This is a genomic window from Streptomyces sp. WAC00040 (assembly GCF_056835925.1).
This window is the reverse complement of record NZ_JAKQZE010000001.1, coordinates 1,421,448-1,440,186: the sequence shown is the minus strand read 5'-3', so window position 1 is coordinate 1,440,186 and position 18,739 is coordinate 1,421,448. Positions and strand designations below refer to the sequence as shown.

Annotated in this window: 19 protein-coding genes; 6 read left to right on the top strand and 13 right to left on the bottom strand. The window is 71.1% G+C overall.

Features of this window, described 5'->3' with window-relative positions; translation table 11 throughout:
- The first annotated feature begins 33 nt into the window (after positions 1-33).
- Together MDN94_RS06560 and MDN94_RS06555 are read left to right on the top strand one after the other, a co-directional pair.
- On the top strand, positions 34-927 hold the full coding sequence (locus tag MDN94_RS06560; RefSeq protein ID WP_482727019.1) for an RNA polymerase sigma-70 factor: 894 nt from the start codon (positions 34-36) through the stop codon (positions 925-927).
- A gap of 117 nt (positions 928-1,044) precedes the next feature.
- A complete protein-coding gene (locus MDN94_RS06555; protein ID WP_482724995.1) occupies positions 1,045-1,791 on the top strand; it encodes an SDR family oxidoreductase in 747 nt (248 codons plus the stop codon).
- A 110-nt stretch (positions 1,792-1,901) separates the two neighbouring features.
- On the opposite strand, the gene MDN94_RS06550 is transcribed toward MDN94_RS06555, so the two are convergent.
- Both MDN94_RS06550 and MDN94_RS06545 read right to left on the bottom strand, forming a co-directional pair.
- Positions 1,902-3,458 carry an FAD-binding oxidoreductase gene (locus MDN94_RS06550; RefSeq protein WP_482724994.1) on the bottom strand — a complete coding sequence of 519 codons (1,557 nt, stop codon included), beginning with the start codon at positions 3,456-3,458 and terminating at the stop codon, positions 1,902-1,904.
- Positions 3,459-3,519: 61 nt separating this feature from the next.
- Complete coding sequence (locus tag MDN94_RS06545) at positions 3,520-3,693, bottom strand: hypothetical protein (RefSeq protein ID WP_482724993.1); 174 nt, start codon at positions 3,691-3,693, stop codon at positions 3,520-3,522.
- 162 nt (positions 3,694-3,855) lie between these two features.
- Here MDN94_RS06545 and MDN94_RS06540 point away from each other — a divergent pair, with 162 nt between their 5' ends.
- Positions 3,856-4,695, top strand: a complete 840-nt coding sequence (locus MDN94_RS06540) for an SCO4651 family lipoprotein (protein ID WP_482724992.1) — start codon at positions 3,856-3,858, stop codon at positions 4,693-4,695.
- A gap of 149 nt (positions 4,696-4,844) precedes the next feature.
- The gene (locus MDN94_RS06535) at positions 4,845-5,015 is read left to right on the top strand and encodes a hypothetical protein (RefSeq protein ID WP_482727116.1); all 171 of its coding nucleotides are present in this window, start codon (positions 4,845-4,847) and stop codon (positions 5,013-5,015) included.
- A gap of 102 nt (positions 5,016-5,117) precedes the next feature.
- Here MDN94_RS06535 and MDN94_RS06530 read toward each other — a convergent pair whose 3' ends face one another.
- The gene (locus tag MDN94_RS06530; protein ID WP_005315479.1) at positions 5,118-5,462 is read right to left on the bottom strand and encodes a metal-sensitive transcriptional regulator; all 345 of its coding nucleotides are present in this window, start codon (positions 5,460-5,462) and stop codon (positions 5,118-5,120) included.
- 194 nt (positions 5,463-5,656) lie between these two features.
- Here MDN94_RS06530 and MDN94_RS06525 point away from each other — a divergent pair, with 194 nt between their 5' ends.
- Together MDN94_RS06525 and MDN94_RS06520 are read left to right on the top strand one after the other, a co-directional pair.
- Positions 5,657-6,277 carry a DUF47 domain-containing protein gene (locus MDN94_RS06525; protein ID WP_344357841.1) on the top strand — a complete coding sequence of 207 codons (621 nt, stop codon included), beginning with the start codon at positions 5,657-5,659 and terminating at the stop codon, positions 6,275-6,277.
- Between the two features lie 5 nt (positions 6,278-6,282).
- Entirely contained in the window at positions 6,283-7,281 is a 999-nt protein-coding gene (locus MDN94_RS06520) for an inorganic phosphate transporter (RefSeq protein WP_482724991.1), read from the top strand.
- Between the two features lie 783 nt (positions 7,282-8,064).
- On the opposite strand, the gene pstB is transcribed toward MDN94_RS06520, so the two are convergent.
- The 10 genes from pstB to MDN94_RS06470 all read right to left on the bottom strand — a co-directional run bounded on the left by pstB (position 8,065) and on the right by MDN94_RS06470 (position 18,713).
- Complete coding sequence (pstB, locus tag MDN94_RS06515; RefSeq protein ID WP_453467356.1) at positions 8,065-8,841, bottom strand: phosphate ABC transporter ATP-binding protein PstB; 777 nt, start codon at positions 8,839-8,841, stop codon at positions 8,065-8,067.
- Between the two features lie 7 nt (positions 8,842-8,848).
- Complete coding sequence (gene pstA, locus MDN94_RS06510) at positions 8,849-9,922, bottom strand: phosphate ABC transporter permease PstA (RefSeq protein WP_482724990.1); 1,074 nt, start codon at positions 9,920-9,922, stop codon at positions 8,849-8,851.
- A complete protein-coding gene (gene pstC / locus MDN94_RS06505) occupies positions 9,919-10,914 on the bottom strand; it encodes a phosphate ABC transporter permease subunit PstC (RefSeq protein ID WP_482724989.1) in 996 nt (331 codons plus the stop codon). Before pstC ends, pstA begins: the two co-directional genes overlap by 4 nt.
- A gap of 94 nt (positions 10,915-11,008) precedes the next feature.
- Positions 11,009-12,145, bottom strand: coding sequence for a phosphate ABC transporter substrate-binding protein PstS (pstS, locus tag MDN94_RS06500; protein ID WP_482724988.1), 1,137 nt, complete (start codon positions 12,143-12,145; stop codon positions 11,009-11,011).
- 220 nt (positions 12,146-12,365) lie between these two features.
- Positions 12,366-12,785, bottom strand: a complete 420-nt coding sequence (locus MDN94_RS06495; protein WP_482724987.1) for an NUDIX hydrolase — start codon at positions 12,783-12,785, stop codon at positions 12,366-12,368.
- A complete protein-coding gene (locus MDN94_RS06490; protein ID WP_482724986.1) occupies positions 12,782-14,062 on the bottom strand; it encodes a CHAD domain-containing protein in 1,281 nt (426 codons plus the stop codon). Before MDN94_RS06490 ends, MDN94_RS06495 begins: the two co-directional genes overlap by 4 nt.
- Positions 14,049-16,280, bottom strand: coding sequence for an RNA degradosome polyphosphate kinase (locus MDN94_RS06485; protein ID WP_482724985.1), 2,232 nt, complete (start codon positions 16,278-16,280; stop codon positions 14,049-14,051). Before MDN94_RS06485 ends, MDN94_RS06490 begins: the two co-directional genes overlap by 14 nt.
- Before the next feature lie 212 nt (positions 16,281-16,492).
- The gene (locus MDN94_RS06480; RefSeq protein WP_482724984.1) at positions 16,493-17,434 is read right to left on the bottom strand and encodes an ABC transporter permease; all 942 of its coding nucleotides are present in this window, start codon (positions 17,432-17,434) and stop codon (positions 16,493-16,495) included.
- Positions 17,431-18,318, bottom strand: coding sequence for an ABC transporter ATP-binding protein (locus MDN94_RS06475; protein WP_482724983.1), 888 nt, complete (start codon positions 18,316-18,318; stop codon positions 17,431-17,433). Before MDN94_RS06475 ends, MDN94_RS06480 begins: the two co-directional genes overlap by 4 nt.
- Positions 18,315-18,713: a GntR family transcriptional regulator gene (locus MDN94_RS06470; RefSeq protein ID WP_482724982.1), complete on the bottom strand. Its 399-nt coding sequence runs from the start codon at positions 18,711-18,713 to the stop codon at positions 18,315-18,317. The genes MDN94_RS06475 and MDN94_RS06470 overlap by 4 nt, the downstream gene beginning before the upstream one ends.
- Positions 18,714-18,739 lie beyond the last annotated feature (26 nt).

The following is an 18,739-nucleotide window of genomic DNA, read 5'->3' as shown; positions in this document are numbered from 1 at the left end:
ACGCTTTCGCGCCTCTGGCAGGCTGGGCGGGTGATGTCAGGGACCGCCGAGGAGTTCACCGCGCACCGCCCCAGGATGTTCGGTCTGGCCTACCGGTTGCTCGGCTCCGCCGAGGAGGCGGAGGACGCGGTGCAGGACGCTTATCTGCGCTGGAGCGGCGCCGATCGCGCGGCGATCGAGCACCCGGGGGCCTGGCTCGCCAGGGTCGTCACCAACCTCTGCCTCAACCGGCTCACCTCGGCCCGTGCGCAGCGCGAGCAGTACGTGGGGCCGTGGCTGCCCGAGCCGGTGTTCACTCAGGACGGTTCGCTCGGACCCATGGAGTCCGCCGAGCAGCGTGACGCCGTGTCGACGGCGCTGCTGGTGCTGCTGGAGCGGCTCACGCCGACGGAGCGTGCGGTCTACGTTCTGCGCGAGGCGTTCGGCTACCGCCATCAGGACATCGCCGGGGTGCTCGACCTGAGCGAGGCCAACTGCCGCCAGCTGTACCGCAGGGCGGTCCAGCGGGTGGCGACGCCCGAGGCCCGCTTCGTGCCGCCGGCCGAGCGGCAGCACGAGCTCGTCGAGTCGTTCGTCCTGGCGGCACGTGAGGGCGATCTGGCAGAGCTGGAGAGGCTGCTCGCCGAGGACGTCACCTGGTGGAGCGACGGGGGCGGCAAGGTCACCGCGGCGCGGCGCCCGCTCGTCGGCCGCGAGACGGTGGCGCACTTCCTGGTGGGCCTGCGGCGGACCGGGGGTGAGCTCGACCTCATGGTCGCCGAGGTCAACGGGATGCCGGCCCTGGTGGCGCACGCGGCGGAGCAGCTCGTCGCCGTCGCCTCGTGTGAGCTGCGCGACGGCGTCATCACCCACGTGCGGGTCGTCGCGAACCCGGACAAACTCGTTTTCGCGGGCCGGCAGTTCGCCGCCGTGGCCGCCGATGCGTGACCCGCTGGTGAGTGCGGGTCACGAAGGGCTGTCACATCTTCGGGTCCTCGTCGGTTCTCAGTGGATGACGTGCGCTCCACCAGGGAGCGCACTCCCGGCGAAGGGATGAGAACTGCGATGACGACGATCCTGGTGACCGGCGGCACCGGAACGCTCGGCCGGCTCGTCACCGAGCGGCTGCGTGCGGACGGTGCCGAGGTGCGGGTGCTGAGCAGGCACTCCCGGCCGTACGCCGTGGACCTCCGCGAGGGCACAGGGCTGGCCGCGGCCGTGGCGGGAGTGGACACCGTCGTGCACTGCGCGAGCTCGCCGCGCGGCGGCGACGAGCAGGCGGCACGCCATCTGATCGAGGCGGCCGGCAGGGCCGGGGTGCGGCATCTGGTGTACATCTCGATCGTCGGCGTCGACCGCGTGCCGCTCGGCTACTACCGGACCAAGCTCGCCGTGGAGAGGCAGGTCGAGGAGTCGGGGCTCGGCTGGACCGTGCTGCGCACGACACAGTTCCACGACTTGGTGCTGCGGTTCCTGCACGGCTCGGCGAAGCTGCCGGTCATGGTGCTCCCGGCAGGGGTCGCCGACCAGCCGATCGAGGTGGCGGAGGTCGCCGCCCGGCTGGCCGAGCTCGCGGACGGGGCGCCTGCGGGTCGCGTCCCGGACATGGGCGGCCCCGAGGTCCGTCCGTTTCCGGAGCTGGCGCGGGCCTACCTGCGCGCGAGCGGACGGCGCCGTCCACTGCTGAACGTGCGCCTGGCCGGCAAGGCGTACCGAGGGTTCCGGGCGGGCGGGCATCTGACGCCGGAGCAGGCCGTGGGCAAGGTGACGTTCGAGGAGTTCCTGGCGAGGCGTTCTCCTGAGCGCCGCTGACGTCCGGGTGGGGCGCGTATACCCGGGCGGTCCGGGAGCGTGCCCCCGCGCGTCCGGGAGCCTCCGCCGCGGGCCTCGGGCCGGTGGAACCGCCGGCACGCAGGTCCGGGTCAGAGCGCCTGCGGGTAGTCGAACAGGCGGTCCGGGTCGTACCGCTTCTTCAGCCGGGTGAGCCGGTCGAGGGCGGGTCCGTAGTAGGCCCGGCGCCAGTCGGACAGGGCCGGATCGGCGTAGTTCTGGTACGCCGCTCCCGACGCGTAGCGCCGCATCGACGCATGGGTGTCCCGCAGCCAGGACTGCTGCGTGGCACCGCCGGTGCCTGGCCGCCAGGCGGCGATGTACTGGGCCAGCATCCGTGACCGGCGGTGCACGAACGACGTCGCGAGCGGATCCACCCGGTTCACCGATCCGCCGAGCGCGGTGAGGGCGATCGAACCGCCGCCGCCCGCGTCGGCCGGGAGACGGGTGAAGGCCTCCGCCGCACCGATCAGCGCGCGCAGACCGCCGGCCGCGATGTCCCGGTCGTAGAAGTCGGAGGCCGAGGCGTACGTCTCGCGGGTCAGCGTGCCCCGCCGGTCACGGCCCGGGGTGCTGCCCGGCAGCCGGCACTGTTCCTCGCTGAGGGAGAGGCAGTTCGCATAGCCGAGCATGGCGTCCCGGTAGCTGCGGGGGCGCAGGGCGACGGAGGAGGGGGCCGAGCCGGCCGCGCCGGCGAGCCGGTCGACCGCGTTCTGCAGATCGCCCTCCGCGCCGAGTGTGAAGGCGACGACGGACAGGGTGGGCCTGGAGCCGCCGGGGCCGGCGGACAGATGGAGCGAGGACCAGATCTCGTCGGGCTGGTCGGGGCCCCAGCGCTGCCAGGCGGCGAGCACCCGTTCCGCTTTCTGCCATGGCCAGTTGAGGTACGCGGTGACGGTGTCAGGGGTGGGGCTGGTGCGGAAACGCAGCCGTGTCACCACCCCGAAGTTGCCGTTCCCGGCGCCGCGCAGCGCCCAGAAGAGGTCCTTGTTCTCGTCGGCGTCAGTGGTCAGCGCTCTGCCGTCGGCGGTGACGACCGTCGCCTCGGTGAGGCTGTCGCAGGTCAGCCCGTAGGCGCGGGAGGTGACACCGTGGCCGCCGCCGAGTGCGAGACCGGAGATGCCGACCGTGGGGCAGGAACCGGCGGGGACCGTGCGGCCGTGCCGGGCCAGTGTGTTGTAGACGTCGACGAGTTTGGCGCCGGCGCCCATCGAGCCGTCGGCCTCGACCCGGTCCAGCGACGACACGTCGATGACGAGGCGTCCGGTGCCCGAGGACCAGCCGCCGTAGGAATGGCCGCCGTTGCGGATGGACACCGGTGTGCCGTGTGCCCGTGCGTAGGCGAGGCACTCCTTGACGTCCTCCTCGCCCGCCACATAGGCGACGGCCGCCGGCTTCAGCGAGTCGAAGCGCGTGTTGTACAGCTGCCGGGCGCTCGCGTACGCCGCGTCCCCGGGACGGATCAGCTGCCCGTCGAGGCCGCGGGCGAGGGCGGCCCAGTTCGCGGCGGCGGTCCTGGCGGCCGACGGCGAGGGGGCGGGTGGGGAGGCGGTGGTGCCGGGCGCGGTGCGTACCTCCTTTTCCGTGCAGCCCGTAGCGGCGGCCGCGGTGAGGGCGACAGCGGTGGTCAGCAGTGCACGCCGGTCCATGGAACCTCCTGGGGAACGAGACGGCTCCCGGCGCCGGCAGGTTCCCGGGCCGACGGCCCGGTCAGGACGTGGGGGTCAGTACGTGGGACCGGGCGTCGGTACGGGCCCGGTCCCGGGACCGTCTGGCCGGTCCCGTCCAGCCGCAGGTGCAGCGCGCCACGGCGAAGGAGCCGCGTTCGACGGTGGTGGTCGTATGCGTCGCCGGGTCACCGGCCGAGGGGTCCTGCTGGGGCACGGGTCAACGGTACTGCGGCCCCGGGCGCCGCAAAGCCTCCGGGACCGGCGTGACGACGTGCCGGGGCGGTCGTTATGCGAATGGGTCGTTCCCCGGCCCCTCGGGCGGAGGGCAAGGGGGCACCCGTACAAGCAGCGGTCCGGTGTTGGGGGTTGGCAGGCAATGGTGGTGCAGCACAAGCGCAGGGGCGGAGCGGTCGCCGTCCTGGCAGCCATGGCCGTGGCGGCGGCCGGGGGGTGCTCGAACCCGGGCGCTGCCGCGCAGGACGGCAACGGAGCTGCCCCGGGCAGGTCCGGCGGTCCGGCGGACGAGGTGCGCAGAGCCGCTGACGCGCTGGCGGGGGCCAGGAGCTCCAAGGCGCGTACGTCGATGGAGATGGCTTCGGGCGGTACCCGGGTCACCATCCGTGGCGAGGGCGGATACGACTTCGTCCGGGGCATGGGCAGGCTGACGGTCGTACTGCCGCCGGACGCCGCCGGCGAGGACGAGCACGAGCCCATCACCGAACTGCTGACGTCCGGCGCCCTGTACATGAAGAACCGGGGCGCGGGTGTGCCCGCGGACAAGTGGGTCAGGGTGGACACGACCACCCTGGACGACGGGAACCTGGTCACGGGTGGAGCGACCGACCCGCTCACCGCAGCCGAACTGCTGCGTGGCGCGGACCGGGTGACATACGTCGGCGATGTGGAGATCGCCGGCCAGAAGGTACGGCACTTCAAGGGCGTCACCGACATCGGGCGGGCGGCGCGGGTCGCGGAACCTCATGCGAAGGGGGCACTGACCGCGGCGGCGAAAGGGTTCGCCAGGGACGTGGTGCCGTTCGATGCCTACCTCGACGAGGCGGGCAGGCTCCGGAAGGTGCGGCACCGCTTCGCGTTCGTCAATGAGGGCCGTACGGTCGACGTCACATCGACCACGGTCCTCTTCGACTTCGGGGCACGGGTGGTCGTCCAGCTCCCGGACGAGAAGGACATCTACTCCGGAAAGGTGGAGGCCTGAGCGTGCCGGACGGGCCCGTCCGCGCGGAGGAGGCCAGGGGTGCCTGGGCCGGGAGAGTCAGAACCTAAATGGTCCGGACGTGCCATGCGCAGCGCGTGCACCGCTCCCTACGCTAGGAAACCGACATCGGCCGGAAGAGGTGATTGCACGTGGCCCCGCCCAGTACGGCCACCGTCCAGGACGACCACGTGGCCCTCGCCGAGATCGAGCTGTGCGGCGAGCTGATGATCGCCGCGTCGGCCGCCGCGGAGGAGCGACTCAGCGCGGACCGTATCGACGAGGTTCTGATGGTGGCGGCCGAGCGTGCCGCCTGCCGGTGAGAGAGCGCCGAGGCGCTGATCCGGCCGCACCGGCACCGGCCGGTCCGAGCGGTGCCGCACGCGGCGGGGACCGCAAAGATCAAGCCACGCAAGGCCGCCCGGTCAGGTGCGCAGCAGACGGGCGATGGCCTTCGTCGCTTCCTCCACCTTGGCGTCCACCTCGGCGCCGCCCTTCACCGCCGCGTCCGCGACGCAGTGCCGCAGGTGCTCCTCGAGCAACTGCAGCGCGAAGGACTGCAGTGCCTTGGTCGAAGCCGAGACCTGGGTGAGTATGTCGATGCAGTACACGTCCTCGTCGACCATCCGCTGCAGCCCGCGGATCTGGCCTTCGATACGGCGCAGCCGCTTCAGGTGTTCGTCCTTCTGCTTGTGGTACCCGTGCACGCCGCGGTCGTGGTCGGTCTCTTGCTCCGTGACCGGAAGGCCGGCCGCCTCGGTGGTCGTCATCGTGTCCTCCCGTTGTCCCGAAAGGGGGCGTATACCCCTCGTGGGTATATGGTAACGAATCGTGCGGAATCCGGTGAGGGTCCGTGCAGATCGCCTTGTTCTGATGGGCGACACTGGGATACTGCCGGTTAGCCGTGGCCGGATGATGCGCCTAGCATCAGCCTGACCGAATCCAAGCACCCCGAGGACCCCACGTGCGATTTCGTCTGACCCCCAGGGAGACGAGCTTCTACGACATGTTCTCCGCATCCGCGGACAACATCGTCACGGGCTCGAAGCTCCTGATGGAACTGCTCGGGGCGGAATCCTCCGCCAGGGCCGAGATCGCGGAACGGATGCGGGCCGCCGAGCATGCCGGGGACGACGCCACCCACGCGATTTTCCACCAGCTGAACTCCTCGTTCATCACGCCCTTCGACCGTGAGGACATCTACAACCTCGCGTCGTCCCTCGACGACATCATGGACTTCATGGAGGAGGCCGTCGACCTGGTCGTCCTCTACAACGTCGAAGAGCTGCCCAAGGGTGTCGAGCAGCAGATCGAGGTCCTGGCGCGGGCGGCGGAGCTGACGGCCGAGGCCATGCCGCACCTGCGCACGATGGAGAACCTCACCGAGTACTGGATCGAGGTCAACCGGCTGGAGAACCAGGCGGACCAGATCCACCGCAAGCTGCTCGCGCACCTCTTCAACGGCAAGTACGACGCCATCGAGGTCCTCAAGCTCAAGCAGATCGTCGACGTGCTCGAAGAGGCCGCGGACGCGTTCGAGCACGTGGCGAACACGGTGGAGACCATCGCGGTCAAGGAGTCCTGAACCACGTGGACACCTTTGCCCTGGTCGTGACCATCGGGGTCGCGCTCTTCTTCACGTACACCAACGGCTTCCACGACTCCGCGAACGCGATCGCGACATCGGTCTCCACGAGGGCACTGACGCCGCGCGTGGCACTGGCGATGGCCGCGGTGATGAACCTCGCGGGTGCCTTCCTCGGACAGGGCGTCGCCAAGACCGTCAGCGAAGGACTCATCGAGACGCCCGTCGGCTCACGCGGTATGGGCATCCTGTTCGCGGCGCTGGTCGGTGCGATCGTCTGGAACCTGATCACCTGGTACTTCGGCCTGCCCTCCTCCTCGTCGCACGCGCTGTTCGGCGGCATGGTCGGCGCGGCGCTCGCCGGCGGGACCGAGGTGATCTGGACCGGGGTGCTCGAGAAGATCGTCATCCCGATGTTCGTCTCGCCGATCGTCGGTATGGCCATCGGCTACCTGGTGATGGTCGGCATCCTGTGGATGTTCCGCAACGCCAACCCCCACAAGGCCAAGCGCGGCTTCCGGATCGCGCAGACGGTGTCCGCGGCGGGCATGGCGCTCGGCCACGGCCTTCAGGACGCGCAGAAGACGATGGGCATCGTCGTGATGGCCCTCGTCATCGCCGACGTCGAGAACCAGGGCGACCCGATCCCCGCCTGGGTCAAGATCGCCTGTGCGGTGATGCTGTCGCTCGGTACGTACGCCGGTGGGTGGCGCATCATGCGGACGCTCGGCCGCAAGATCATCGAGCTTGACCCGCCGCAGGGCTTCGCGGCGGAGACCACGGGCGCGTCGATCATGTTCGGCTCGGCGTTCCTGTTCCACGCGCCGATCTCGACGACGCATGTGATCACCTCGGCGATCATGGGCGTCGGCGCGACGAAGCGGGTGAACGCGGTGCGGTGGGGTGTCGCGAAGAACATCATCCTGGGGTGGTTCATCACGATGCCGGCGGCGGCGATGGTGGCGGCGGTCAGCTATGGCGTGGTGTACCTGATCTTCGGCTGACGGCGCGTGGGTGCGGGCGTGAGCCTGTCCCCTACCCGCCCCTGCCCGAACCGGGTCTCCGCCCCGGACCCCGCGCCTTCCCCGAACCGGGCTCCGCCCGGGACCGGCACCGCGCTTCGCGCGGTGTTTTCGGGGCTCAGCCCCCGCACCCCCGCGCCTCAATCGCCAGCGGGCCGGAGTTGTCCGGGGCCGGCATTCCCAGGAGGGCCGGAGCGCCTTCGCCGACGGGCTGAGGTGCCGCGAAGCGGCGTTTTCGGCCCGTCCGGCGTTTGACGACACCGCGCGGAGCGCGGTACGGGTCAGGGCGGAGCCCGGTTTCGGAAAGGGGCGGGTAGGGGGAAAGCTCGCCGCAGGCGTCACCGCACCACGCGCCCGCGACCCGGCGGTCCGGTCAGGATCGGGTCCGGACCGGTTCGGGTCGGGACCCGAGCCCGAACCCCCGCCCGCGGCGTCACGCGCCCGGCCCCGGCCCCCGCCCCGTCCCGCCCCCCCCACGTTCCGCTCCCGCACCCGGTCCGGAGCCTGCCCCCGCGCTGTCAGGGTCCGGACCTGCACCCGGACCGCCCGCGCATCGGGGCTCGGTGTGGCCCGGACGGCCGGTCGCGTCGGGCCCCGCCCGGTCCGGCCCCGCCCGCGCGCTGCGGAGAGGCGAGGGCTGCGGCACGGTGGTGGTGGAGGACGTGGTGGGCCCGCCCCCTGGGAGAGGGGCGGGCCCTTCGTCTTGGGGTGGCACCGCCATGCAGCACCCCAGGACGTCTGCTCCCCGGCGGTCCGGGGCGTCTGTCAGCCGAAGCGGCCGGAGATGTAGTCCTCGGTCGCCTGCACGGACGGGTTGGCGAAGATCCGCTCGGTGTCGTCGATCTCGATCAGCTTGCCGGGCTGCCCGACCGCCGAGAGGTTGAAGAACGCCGTGCGGTCCGAGACGCGAGCCGCCTGCTGCATGTTGTGCGTCACGATGACGATCGTGAAGCGCTCCTTCAGCTCGCCGATCAGGTCCTCGATCGCGAGCGTCGAGATCGGGTCGAGCGCCGAGCAGGGCTCGTCCATCAGCAGCACGTCCGGCTCGACCGCGATCGCGCGGGCGATGCACAGGCGCTGCTGCTGGCCGCCGGAGAGGCCGGAGCCGGGCTTGTTGAGCCGGTCCTTGACCTCGTTCCAGAGGTTCGCGCCCCGCAGGGAGCGCTCGACGATGTCCGCCAGCTGGTTCTTCTTGTAGTTGCCGTTCAGCCGCAGGCCCGCCGCGACGTTGTCGAAGATCGACATCGTGGGGAACGGGTTGGGCCGCTGGAAGACCATGCCGACCGTGCGGCGCACGGCGACCGGGTCGACGTCCTTGGCGTAGAGGTTCTCGTCGTCCAGCAGCACCTTGCCCTCGACGCGGCCGCCGGGGGTGACCTCGTGCATGCGGTTCAGGGTGCGCAGGAAGGTGGACTTTCCGCAGCCGGACGGGCCGATGAAGGCGGTCACGGAGCGGGGCTCCACGGTCATGGAGATGTCGTCGATCGCCTTGTGGGAGCCGTAGTAGGCGGTCAGGCCCGATACGTCGATTCGCTTGGCCATGGTCTTTCTACTTTCCGGTCTTCGGGGCCTTCCAGCGGGCGATGCCGCGGGCCACCAGGTTGAGGATCATGACGAAGGCGATCAGAACCAGGGCGGCGCCCCAGGCGCGCGCGATCGAGGCGTCGGTGCCGACGGCGTACTGCTCGTACACGTACAGCGGCAGGGAGGACTGGGCGCCTTCGAAGGGGTTCGGGTTGATCAGCTTCGTGCCGAACACGAGCAGCAGTACCGGAGCGGTCTCACCGGTGACACGCGCGACGGCGAGCATCACGCCGGTGGTGATGCCACCGATCGCGGTGGGCAGGACCACCTTCAGGATGGTCCGCCACTTCGGTACGCCCAGGGCGAGTGAGGCTTCGCGCAGCTCGTTCGGGACCAGCTTCAGCATTTCCTCGGTGGAGCGGACGACCACCGGCATCATCAGGATGGCGAGGGCGAGACCGCCGGCGAAACCGGAGGGGCCGAAGCCGAGCATCAGGTTCCAGGTGGCGAGGACGAACAGGCCCGCGACGATGGAGGGGATGCCGGTCATGACGTCGACGAAGAAGGTGACGGCCTTGGCCAGCTTCCCGCGCCCGTACTCGACGAGGTAGATCGCGGTGAGCAGGCCGATCGGGGCGGCGATGACCGCGGCGATGAGGACCTGCTCGATGGTGCCGAGCAGGGCGTGGTAGATGCCGCCGCCGGGCTCGGCGTCGAGGACGCCGTTCATGGAGTGGCCGAGGAAGTAGCCGTCGACCACCTCCAGGCCCTTGGTGATCGTGACCCAGGCCAGCGAGAACAGCGGCACGACGGCGAGCACGAAGCACACCCAGACGAGGCTGGTGGCGACGCGGTCCTTGGCCTGGCGGGAGTTCTCGACCTTCGTGGTGATCACGTAGGTGGCGAGGACGAAGACGAGGGCGGCGATGATGCCCCACTGGACGCGGCTGTGCCAGCCGGCCGCCAGGCCGATGCCGCAGCCCGCGGCGATCGAACCGGCCGCGATGGCCGCCGGGGCCCAGCGCGGGAGGCGGGCGTGGGAGAGCGGACCGGTGCGCACGGTGGTCACCGGACGCTTGTCCTGGACGAGCTGGCTCATGCGTTGGCCCCCGAGTACTCCTTGCGGCGGGCGATGATCGCGCGGGCCGCTCCGTTGACCAGCAGGGTGATCACGAACAGGACGAGGCCGGAGGCGATGAGGGCGTCACGGCCGAATTCGTCCGCCTCGTTGAACTTGGCGGCGATGTTCTGGGCGAAGGTGCCGCCGCCCGGGTCGAGCAGGTGCCCGGAGATGATGAAGCTCGGCGACAGGACGACGGCGACGGCCATCGTCTCGCCGAGGGCACGGCCGAGGCCCAGCATGGAGGCGCTGATGATGCCGGAGCGGCCGAAGGGCAGCACCGACATCCGGATGACCTCCCAGCGGGTGGCGCCGAGCGCCAGGGCGGCCTCTTCGTGCATCTTCGGCACCTGGAGGAAGACCTCGCGGGTGACGTTGGTGATGATCGGCAGGATCATGATCGCGAGCAGGATGCCCACGGTGAACAGGTTACGGGCGACGCCTTCGCCGGTCTTCTCGAAGATGTACGTCCAGCCGAAGTACTCGTTGAGCCAGCTGTTCAGGCCGTCGAGGTAGGGGACCAGGAAGATGGCGCCCCAGAGGCCGTAGATGATGCTGGGCACGGCGGCGAGCAGGTCGACGACGTACGCGAGGGGCGTGGCGAGCTTCCGCGGCGCGTAGTGCGAGATGAACAGCGCGATGCCGATGGCGACCGGCACGGCGATGACCATCGCGATGACCGAGCTGACGACGGTGCCGAAGGCCAGTACGGCGATGCCGAAGACCGGCGGGTCACCGGCCGGGTTCCACTCGGACGTGGTCAGGAAGTTGGCGTCGTCCTTCGAGATGGCGATGCCCGCGCGGTACGCGAGGAATCCCGCGATCGCGGCCATGATGACCAGGAGGGAGATGCCTGCTCCCCGGGACAGGCCCAGGAATATTCGGTCACCGGGACGGGGCTTGCCGCGGGTGGTGCCCGTTTGCTGCGGGGCACGGGGCGGTGGGGCTGATGTGGTGGTTGCTGTATCCATCGGGGTCTCCGGTCTGCGGAGCTGTGAGGCTCCAGGCGGCGGTGCACCGGAAGCCGGGGCCGGTCCGTCCAGGCGGACCGGCCCCGGCCGGACATCAGGACAGGGTGGGGACGATCTCGCGGACCTTGGTCGCGATCTCGGCGGGCAGCGGCGCGTAGCCGGCGTCCGTGAGGACCTTCTGGCCCTCGTCGCTCGCGGTGTAGTTGAGGAACGCCTTCAGGGTCGGCAGGGTCTCCGCCTTGTTGCCCTTGTCGCAGGCGATCTCGTACGTCACGAGGATGATCGGGTAGGCGCCCTCGGCCTTGGTCTTGTAGTCGAGGGAGAGGGCCAGGTCCTTGCCGGTGCCCTTGATCTTGGCGGCGGCGATGGCCTTCGAGGCGTTCTCGCTCGTGGCCTCGACCGGGGCGGCGGCACCGGTGTCCAGCTTGACGGTGGAGATCGACTGCGAGGTCGCGTACGACAGCTCGAAGTAGCCGATCGAGCCCTGCGTCTGCTTCACCTGTGCGGCGACACCGGAGGAGCCGTTGGCGGCCTGGCCACCGGGGGCCAGCCACGACTTCGACTTGGGGTCGTGCTTCCAGTCGGCCGGGGCGGCCTCGCTGAGGTACTTGTGCAGGTTCTGCGTGGTGCCCGACTCGTCGGAGCGGTGGAAGGCCTGGATGGAGGAGCTCGGCAGCTTCGCGTCGGGGTTGAGCTTGGCGATGGCCGGGTCGTTCCACTTGGTGATCTTCGAGTCGAAGATCTTCGCGATGGTCGTGGAGTCGAGGACGAGGTTGTCCACGCCCTCCAGGTTGTAGCCGATCGCGACGGGGCCGCCGACCATCGGGAGGTTGATCCCCTGGCCGCCCTTGCAGATCTTCTTCGACTCCTCGACCTCTTCCGGCTTCAGCGCGGAGTCGGAGCCGGCGAAGGCGACCTGGCCCTGGGTGAACTTGGTGATACCGCCACCGGAGCCGATGGGCTGGTAGTTGACCTCGACACCGGAACAGGCGGCCTGGAAGTTCTTCACCCACAGGTCCATGGCGTTCTTCTGCGCGCTCGAGCCGGCCGCGAGGATCTGGCCCTTGGCGTCTTCGCACTTGATGTTCGACGCGGCGTTGGTCTTGTCGCCGCCGTCGGGGCCGGTGGCCGTGTTGTTGTCCGAGCCACACGCCGTGAGGACCAGGGCGCCGGAGATCGCGAGGGCGCCGAGCGCGGTGGCGCGAAGCCCGTTCTTGCGCTGAAGCTTCACTTTCTGGTGTTCCTTCCAGTTGCCGCCGTCCGTGGCGGCGTGCGTCGGGGTGGGGGGACCGGCGCCGTGCCGGTCACCGTCTGAGGCCGAAATTAGGCAGATGAGATGAAGCGGCCGACTGGCGAGAGTGAACGCAAGGTGAACCGTGCCCGGCGACCCGGTGCCCGTTCGAATGTTCACTCGTTTGCGTGTCCGGTGCATACGTGACGCTCCCGAGTGCTCACGCTGTGTGCAATGTCTGGAGGAGCGCGTCGACCAGTGAGCGGTCGCGGGGCTGGGTGACCCGGGTCCGCGCGGCGGCGGGGGGCAGCCACACGATGGCGTCGACCTCGTCGCCGGCGGCGAAGGAACCGCTGGTCGCCTCGGCGGCCCAGTAGGAGACCTGCTTGGGCCGGCCGTTCGCGACGTAGCGCACGGTGGGGAGGCGGGCACCGGGGACGCAGCGGTGGCCGGTCTCCTCCAGCACCTCGCGCAGGGCCGCGGCGAGGGTGTCCTCGCCGTGCTTGAGCTTGCCCTTCGGGTGGGACCAGTCGTCGTACTTGGGCCGGTGGACCAGGCAGATCTCGATGCCGCCGTCCCGGTGCGGGGAGCGGCGCCAGAGCACGCACCCCGCGGCGAGCACGGTGGCCCCGCCGTTCATGGCGCCGTGACCGCCGTGGTGGTGTGCCGCCACTCCTGCTGGAAGGCGAACCTGGCCGCCTCGACCTCGTGACGCTGGTCGGCGTGGAGCACGCCGAGGGCGTACGCGGTGGCCGGGGCGATGCGCGGGGTGCGGGCCGCGGTGGCCGCCGCCGAGGCCGCTTCCGCCGCGTCGCGGTGCCGGTCGAGGAGGATGCCCGCGTGGCGCAGGGCGGGGTCGGTGCCGGGGTGCAGCACCTCCTGCGCGTAGCGGTGCAGCCGCAGCAGTCTGCGGACCTCGTGCCAGGGGGCGTCCTGTGCCTCACCGGCGGAGGCCGCGGCGAGGCCGCTGAACAGTGCTTCCGCGTTGTACGGGTGGGCCGCCCTGCGCAGCGGCAGTTCGGCGACGGCAGCCAGCAGCCGTCGCTCGGCGGACTCCGCGGGCAGCACCAGGGTCTCGACGGCCGGACCGGCGGCCGCGGGGCCGAGCGGGAGCTCGGAGGCCAGTAAAGCGACGGCGTCGGCGACCGCGTGGAAGCGTGCAGAGCCGAGCGCCTGGAGTGCGCCGGAGTGGGCGCGGGTCCGGGCGAGGGTGAGCTGCCGCTCCAGCAGCGCCGCGGCCCGGGCGGCCCCCACGGCGAGCGCGCCGTTGCCGGAGGGGGAGCCGGCAGTACGCCCGGCACGGTCGGTTGCCGGTGTGGTCACTGTGGCCCGGACGCCTCGGGAGGCCGGACCTTCACCCGCTGTCGGCGGCGTGGCGTGGCCGTCCGCGAGAGGGACCGGTGCCCCGTCACCCGCGTCGTCGGTGTGCGAGGTGCCCGTCGGGACCTCCGCGGCAGCAGGGCCGGAGCCGGTAGGTCCGTGGGGACGGGACTCGGCCCCTCCCGAACCGTTGTGTGCCGCGGAGCCGTGCAGCGGCAGGCTCTCGCCTCGGGCCGGCGGCAGCGGGGCCGTGCCCGAAAGGCGGGAAAGGGCGTCCAGCAGGCGGGACAGGCGTGAGGTGCACGCGTGCTCCAGGGCCAGGGTCGTGGACAGCCACCCCAGCTCCGTGCGCAGGCCGTCCGCCCAGGCCGGGTCGAGCAGCGGACGGAAGGTGTGGAGCGTCCCGCTGATGCGGCGGGACGCGGCCCGCAGCGAGCGGGCCGCGTCCGCGACGGCCGCCGTCTCCGCGCCGCTCTCACCGTGCCGGCGCAGACTGCGCAGGAAGTCGGCGGCCTGGGCGTGGAGATAGTGGGCCACCGCCTCGCCCGCCGTGCCCGCGACGACGGTGTCCGGCCGGGAAAGTTCAGGGCTGTGCACGCCGGCGCCTCCGGGCGTCTATGAGCATCTCCTGTACGTGCCGCAGCGGCTGGCCGTCGGAGTCCGTCGCATGCCGGGTCCACGCGCCGTCCGGGCCGAGGTGCCAGGAGGCGGTGGTGTCGGACATGCCGGTCTCGAAGAGCCTGGTGAGGGCCGCGCGGTGGGCCGGGTCGGTGACCCGTACCAGCGCCTCGATCCGGCGATCGAGGTTCCTGTGCATCATGTCGGCGCTTCCGAACCACACTTCCGGCTCGCCGCCGTTGCCGAAGGCGAAGACCCGGGAGTGCTCCAGGAAGCGGCCGAGGATCGAGCGGACCCGGATGTTCTCCGAGAGGCCGGTCACGCCGGGGCGTATCGCGCAGATGCCGCGCACCCAGATGTCCACCGGCACGCCCGCCATCGCCGCCCGGTAGCAGGCGTCGATGATCGCCTCGTCCACCATCGAGTTGACCTTGATGCGGACGTAGGCTGGGCGTCCCGCGCGGTGGTGGACGATCTCCTTGTTGATTCGTGAGATCAGGCCGTCTCGCAGCGACTTCGGCGCGACCAGCAGCCTGCGGTACGTCTCGCGGCGCGAGTAGCCGGACAGCCGGTTGAACAGGTCGGAGAGGTCCGCGCCGACCTGCGGGTCGGCGGTCAGCAGCCCCAGGTCCTCGTAGAGCCGGGCGGTCTTCGGGTGGTAGTTGCCGGTGCCGACGTGCGAGTAGCGCCGCAGCGTCTCGCCCTCCTGGCGGACCACGAGCGACAGCTTGCAGTGGGTCTTCAGGCCGACGAGCCCGTAGACGACGTGGCAGCCGGACTCCTCGAGCTTGCGCGCCCACTTGATGTTGGCCTGCTCGTCGAAGCGGGCCTTGATCTCGACGAGGACGAGGACCTGCTTGCCGGACTCGGCGGCGTCGATCAGCGCGTCGACTATCGGGGAGTCGCCGGACGTGCGGTACAGCGTCTGCTTGATCGCGAGGACGTCGGGGTCGCCCGCGGCCTGCTCCAGGAAGGCCTGGACGGACGTGGAGAAGGAGTCGTACGGATGGTGCAGCAGCACGTCCCGTTCGCGCAGCGCCATGAAGATGTCGGGCGCGGACGCCGACTCGACCTCCGCCAGGTCCCGGTGGGTGCCCGCGATGAACTTGGGGAACTTCAGTTCCGGCCGGTCCAGCGCCGAGATGCCGAAGAGTCCCGTGAGGTCCAGCGGTCCGGGCAGCGGGTACACCTCGGCGTCGGACACCTTCAGCTCGCGCACCAGCAGGTCGAGCACGTACGGGTCGATCGACTCCTCGACCTCGAGGCGCACCGGCGGACCGAAGCGGCGCCGCATGAGCTCCTTCTCCAGCGCCTGGAGGAGGTTCTCCGCGTCGTCCTCCTCGACCTCCAGGTCCTCGTTCCGGGTGACCCGGAACATGTGGTGGGCGAGGACCTCCATCCCCGGGAAGAGTTCCTCGAGGTGCGCCGCGATGACGTCCTCCAGGGGCACGTACCGCTGGGGCGAGGCCTCCAGGAAGCGGGACAGCAGCGGCGGGACCTTGACCCGGGCGAAGTGGCGGTGCCCGCTGACGGGGTTGCGCACCACGACCGCGAGGTTGAGGGAGAGGCCCGAGATGTACGGGAAGGGGTGCGCGGGATCCACGGCCAGCGGGGTCAGGACGGGGAAGATCTGCTGCCTGAAGAGCGTGAAGAGGCGGGCCTGCTCCTTCTCCGTCAGGTCGGGCCAGCGGATCAGGTGGATGCCTTCGTCGGCCAGGGCGGGGGCGACGTCCTGCTGGTAGCAGGCGGCGTGCCGGGCCATGAGTTCGCGCGAGCGGGTCCAGATCAGGTCGAGGACCTCGCGGGGCTGGAGGCCCGAGGCCGAACGCGTGGCGACGCCCGTCGCGATCCGGCGCTTCAGGCCGGCGACGCGGACCATGAAGAACTCGTCCAGGTTGGACGCGAAGATCGCGAGGAAGTTGGCGCGTTCGAGCAGCGGCGTGGCGGGGTCCTCCGCGAGCTCGAGGACCCGCTCGTTGAACGCGAGCCAGCTGCGCTCGCGGTCGAGGAACCGCCCCTGGGGCAGCTCCGTGCCGAGCGTCGACTCCGGGTCCTCCTGGTACGAATCGAGGTCGGCGTCGAGGTCGGGCTCGAGATCGGAGACCGTGGCGGCGACGGTATGCGGCCGGTGCGCGGCTATGGACGCTACGGACGGCTGGGGGTGCTGGACCGGGACCTCGGCGGGCTGCTGGCTCATGGGCCCATTGTTCCGCGCGAGAGGCGTCGACGGCGCGTCGGAGAGGGCCGGGGCGAGACGTTTTCTCCCGTTGGGGGAGGCGGGCACAGCGGGCTGCATTGGGTGAGGGTCGCAAGGGCGTCTGAATGCCCGGTAACAAGGACATGACGTGAGGGAAAGCGCAGTACGGCCCCCGGGGGTCGTTCCCGGGGCCGTACTGCCTGTCGGGCGGGTCAGGCGTGGCGGCTGCGGAAGACCCGGAAGGCCGCGCAGGCCGCCGCGGCGGCGAGGGCGAGGACGATGCCGGTCTCGACGAGCTGGAGCGGCCACAGGTGCGACGCCGGATGATAGTCCCACCAGCGGCCGACGACGTCGTGCTCGGCGAAGCAGCGTGCGGGGTCGGGGACGTAGCAGATGTCGTCGTGGAGGCGTTCGCCGGACGCGGTCAGCGGTCCGGTGTCGGTCACGAGCCACCCCTCCCGCGAGGGGAACATCCCGGGACCGGTTCTCAGGGCACTGCTGGTCGGCCACAGTGCGCCCCACTGGGACGACAGGGCGAGCATGACCGTTCCGGTCGTGATGCCCGCGACGGACATCGCGATCAGGGTGCGGCGCACCAGCAGGCCGGCGAGGGCGCCGACGGCGACCGCGAGGAGACCGTAGGCGAGCAGGGTCGGCCCGAGGACGAGGAAGACCTGCCGGTCGTGCCAGGCGAGCCGGTAATCCCAGGCGACGGGGCCGGACAGGATCCGGAAGAGGACGGTCAGGCCCACGGTGGTGACGGCGACGGCCGCCGCGGGCACCGCGACCTTGGCGGCGAGCCAGCGGACGGGGGACACCGACTGCGCCCAGACCAGCTTGTGGGTCCCGCTCTCCAGCTCCCGGCCGATCATCGGTCCTGCCACGAGGGCGGCGACGAGCAGCGGCAGCAGCAGGGCGGCGTTCGTGAGGAAGTCGGCGACGGCGGAGAGCCCGCCCTGGTAGGCGAAGCGTGTGAAGAGGCCGCCGCCGGTGTCGTCGTACGAGCTCGTCCCGTACGCGATCCGCAGCCCGGCCGTGACGGCCGCCGCGGCGGCCAGCAGGGCGGCCGCGGTGCTCAGGATGCGGCGGTGCTGGTGGACGACGACCCAGGTGATGCCCCGCAGCCGTGGGCGGGACGTGGTGAGCGCGCTCATGCGGCCGCCACCTCCGCGCTGGGGGTGAGCAGCACCGGGGCGTCGGGGCTGCGCAGATGCGCCATGAGCAGTTCCTCCAGGGACGGCCTCGCGGCCCGCCATCGACCGCCGACCGCGCGGGACCCCCGTACCAGCGCGGTCAACTGACGACCCGTCGTGCGGGATTCGACGACGGTGTGGTCGGGCAGGTCGGCGACCGGCCCGGTGAGCAGGGTGTGGGCGGCGATCAGGTCCTCCGTCTCGCCGGCGAGGCGCACCCGGCCGCCGTCGACGAGGAGGACGTAGTCGCAGGTGGTCTCCAGCTCGGACAGGATGTGCGAGGAGATCACGATGGTGGTGCCGTGGTCGGCCGCCTCCGTCATCAGGGCCGCCATCAGCCGGTGGCGTGCCAGCGGGTCGAGGTCGGCCATCGGCTCGTCCAGCAGCATCAGTTCGGGGCGCTTGCCGAGCGCGAGGGCGAGGGCGACGCGGGTGCGCTGTCCGCCGGAGAGGCTGCGGATCCGGGCGCTGGGGTCGAGACCGCCGCCCTCCTCGACGATCCGTTCCGCGACGGTCGCGTCCCACCGGCCGGGGTTGAGCTCCTGACCCAGCCGCAGTGTCTCGCGGACCGTCAACTGGGGGTACAGCGGCTTGTCCTGGGCGACGTACGCCAGGCGTGAGCGTACGTCGGAGGGTGTGCCGCCGAGGACCCGCAGCGCCCCGTCGCCCGGCCGGAGCAGACCCGCCGCGAGGGCGAGCAGCGTGGACTTGCCGGCTCCGTTGGGTCCGGCGAGGGCGCATACGCGGCCGACCGGTATGCGGAACGAGCAGTCGTGCAGGGCCCGGCGGCCCCGCTTCCCGTAGGCCAGGCCGAGGCCCGTCGCCTCGATCGCGGTCGCCGTCATGCGCCGTCCCCCTTGTCGTCGTCCTGTGTGCGCTCCTCCAGCACGGAGGTGATCAGCGCCGTGATGTCGTCCGGCTCGAGCCCGGCGCCGCGCGCCCGGTCGACCCAGTCGGCGAGTTCGGCCCGCAGCGGGGTGTCGGCGGCCTGGCCGCCGAGGGTGCGGGTGATGAACGTGCCGAGGCCCCGGCGGGCCTCGACGAGCCCTTCGCGCTCCAGTTCGCGGTAGGCCTTGAGCACGGTGTTCGGGTTGATCGCGGTGGCCTCGACGACCTCGCGGGCCGTCGGCAGCCGGTCGCCCGGCTCCAGCAGGCCGAGCCGCAGGGCCTGTTTGGTCTGCTGGACGATCTGGAGGTAGGTGGCGACCCCGCTGTGCCGGTCGATCCGGAACTCGACCATGTCGCTGCACCACCCTTTCACTAGTT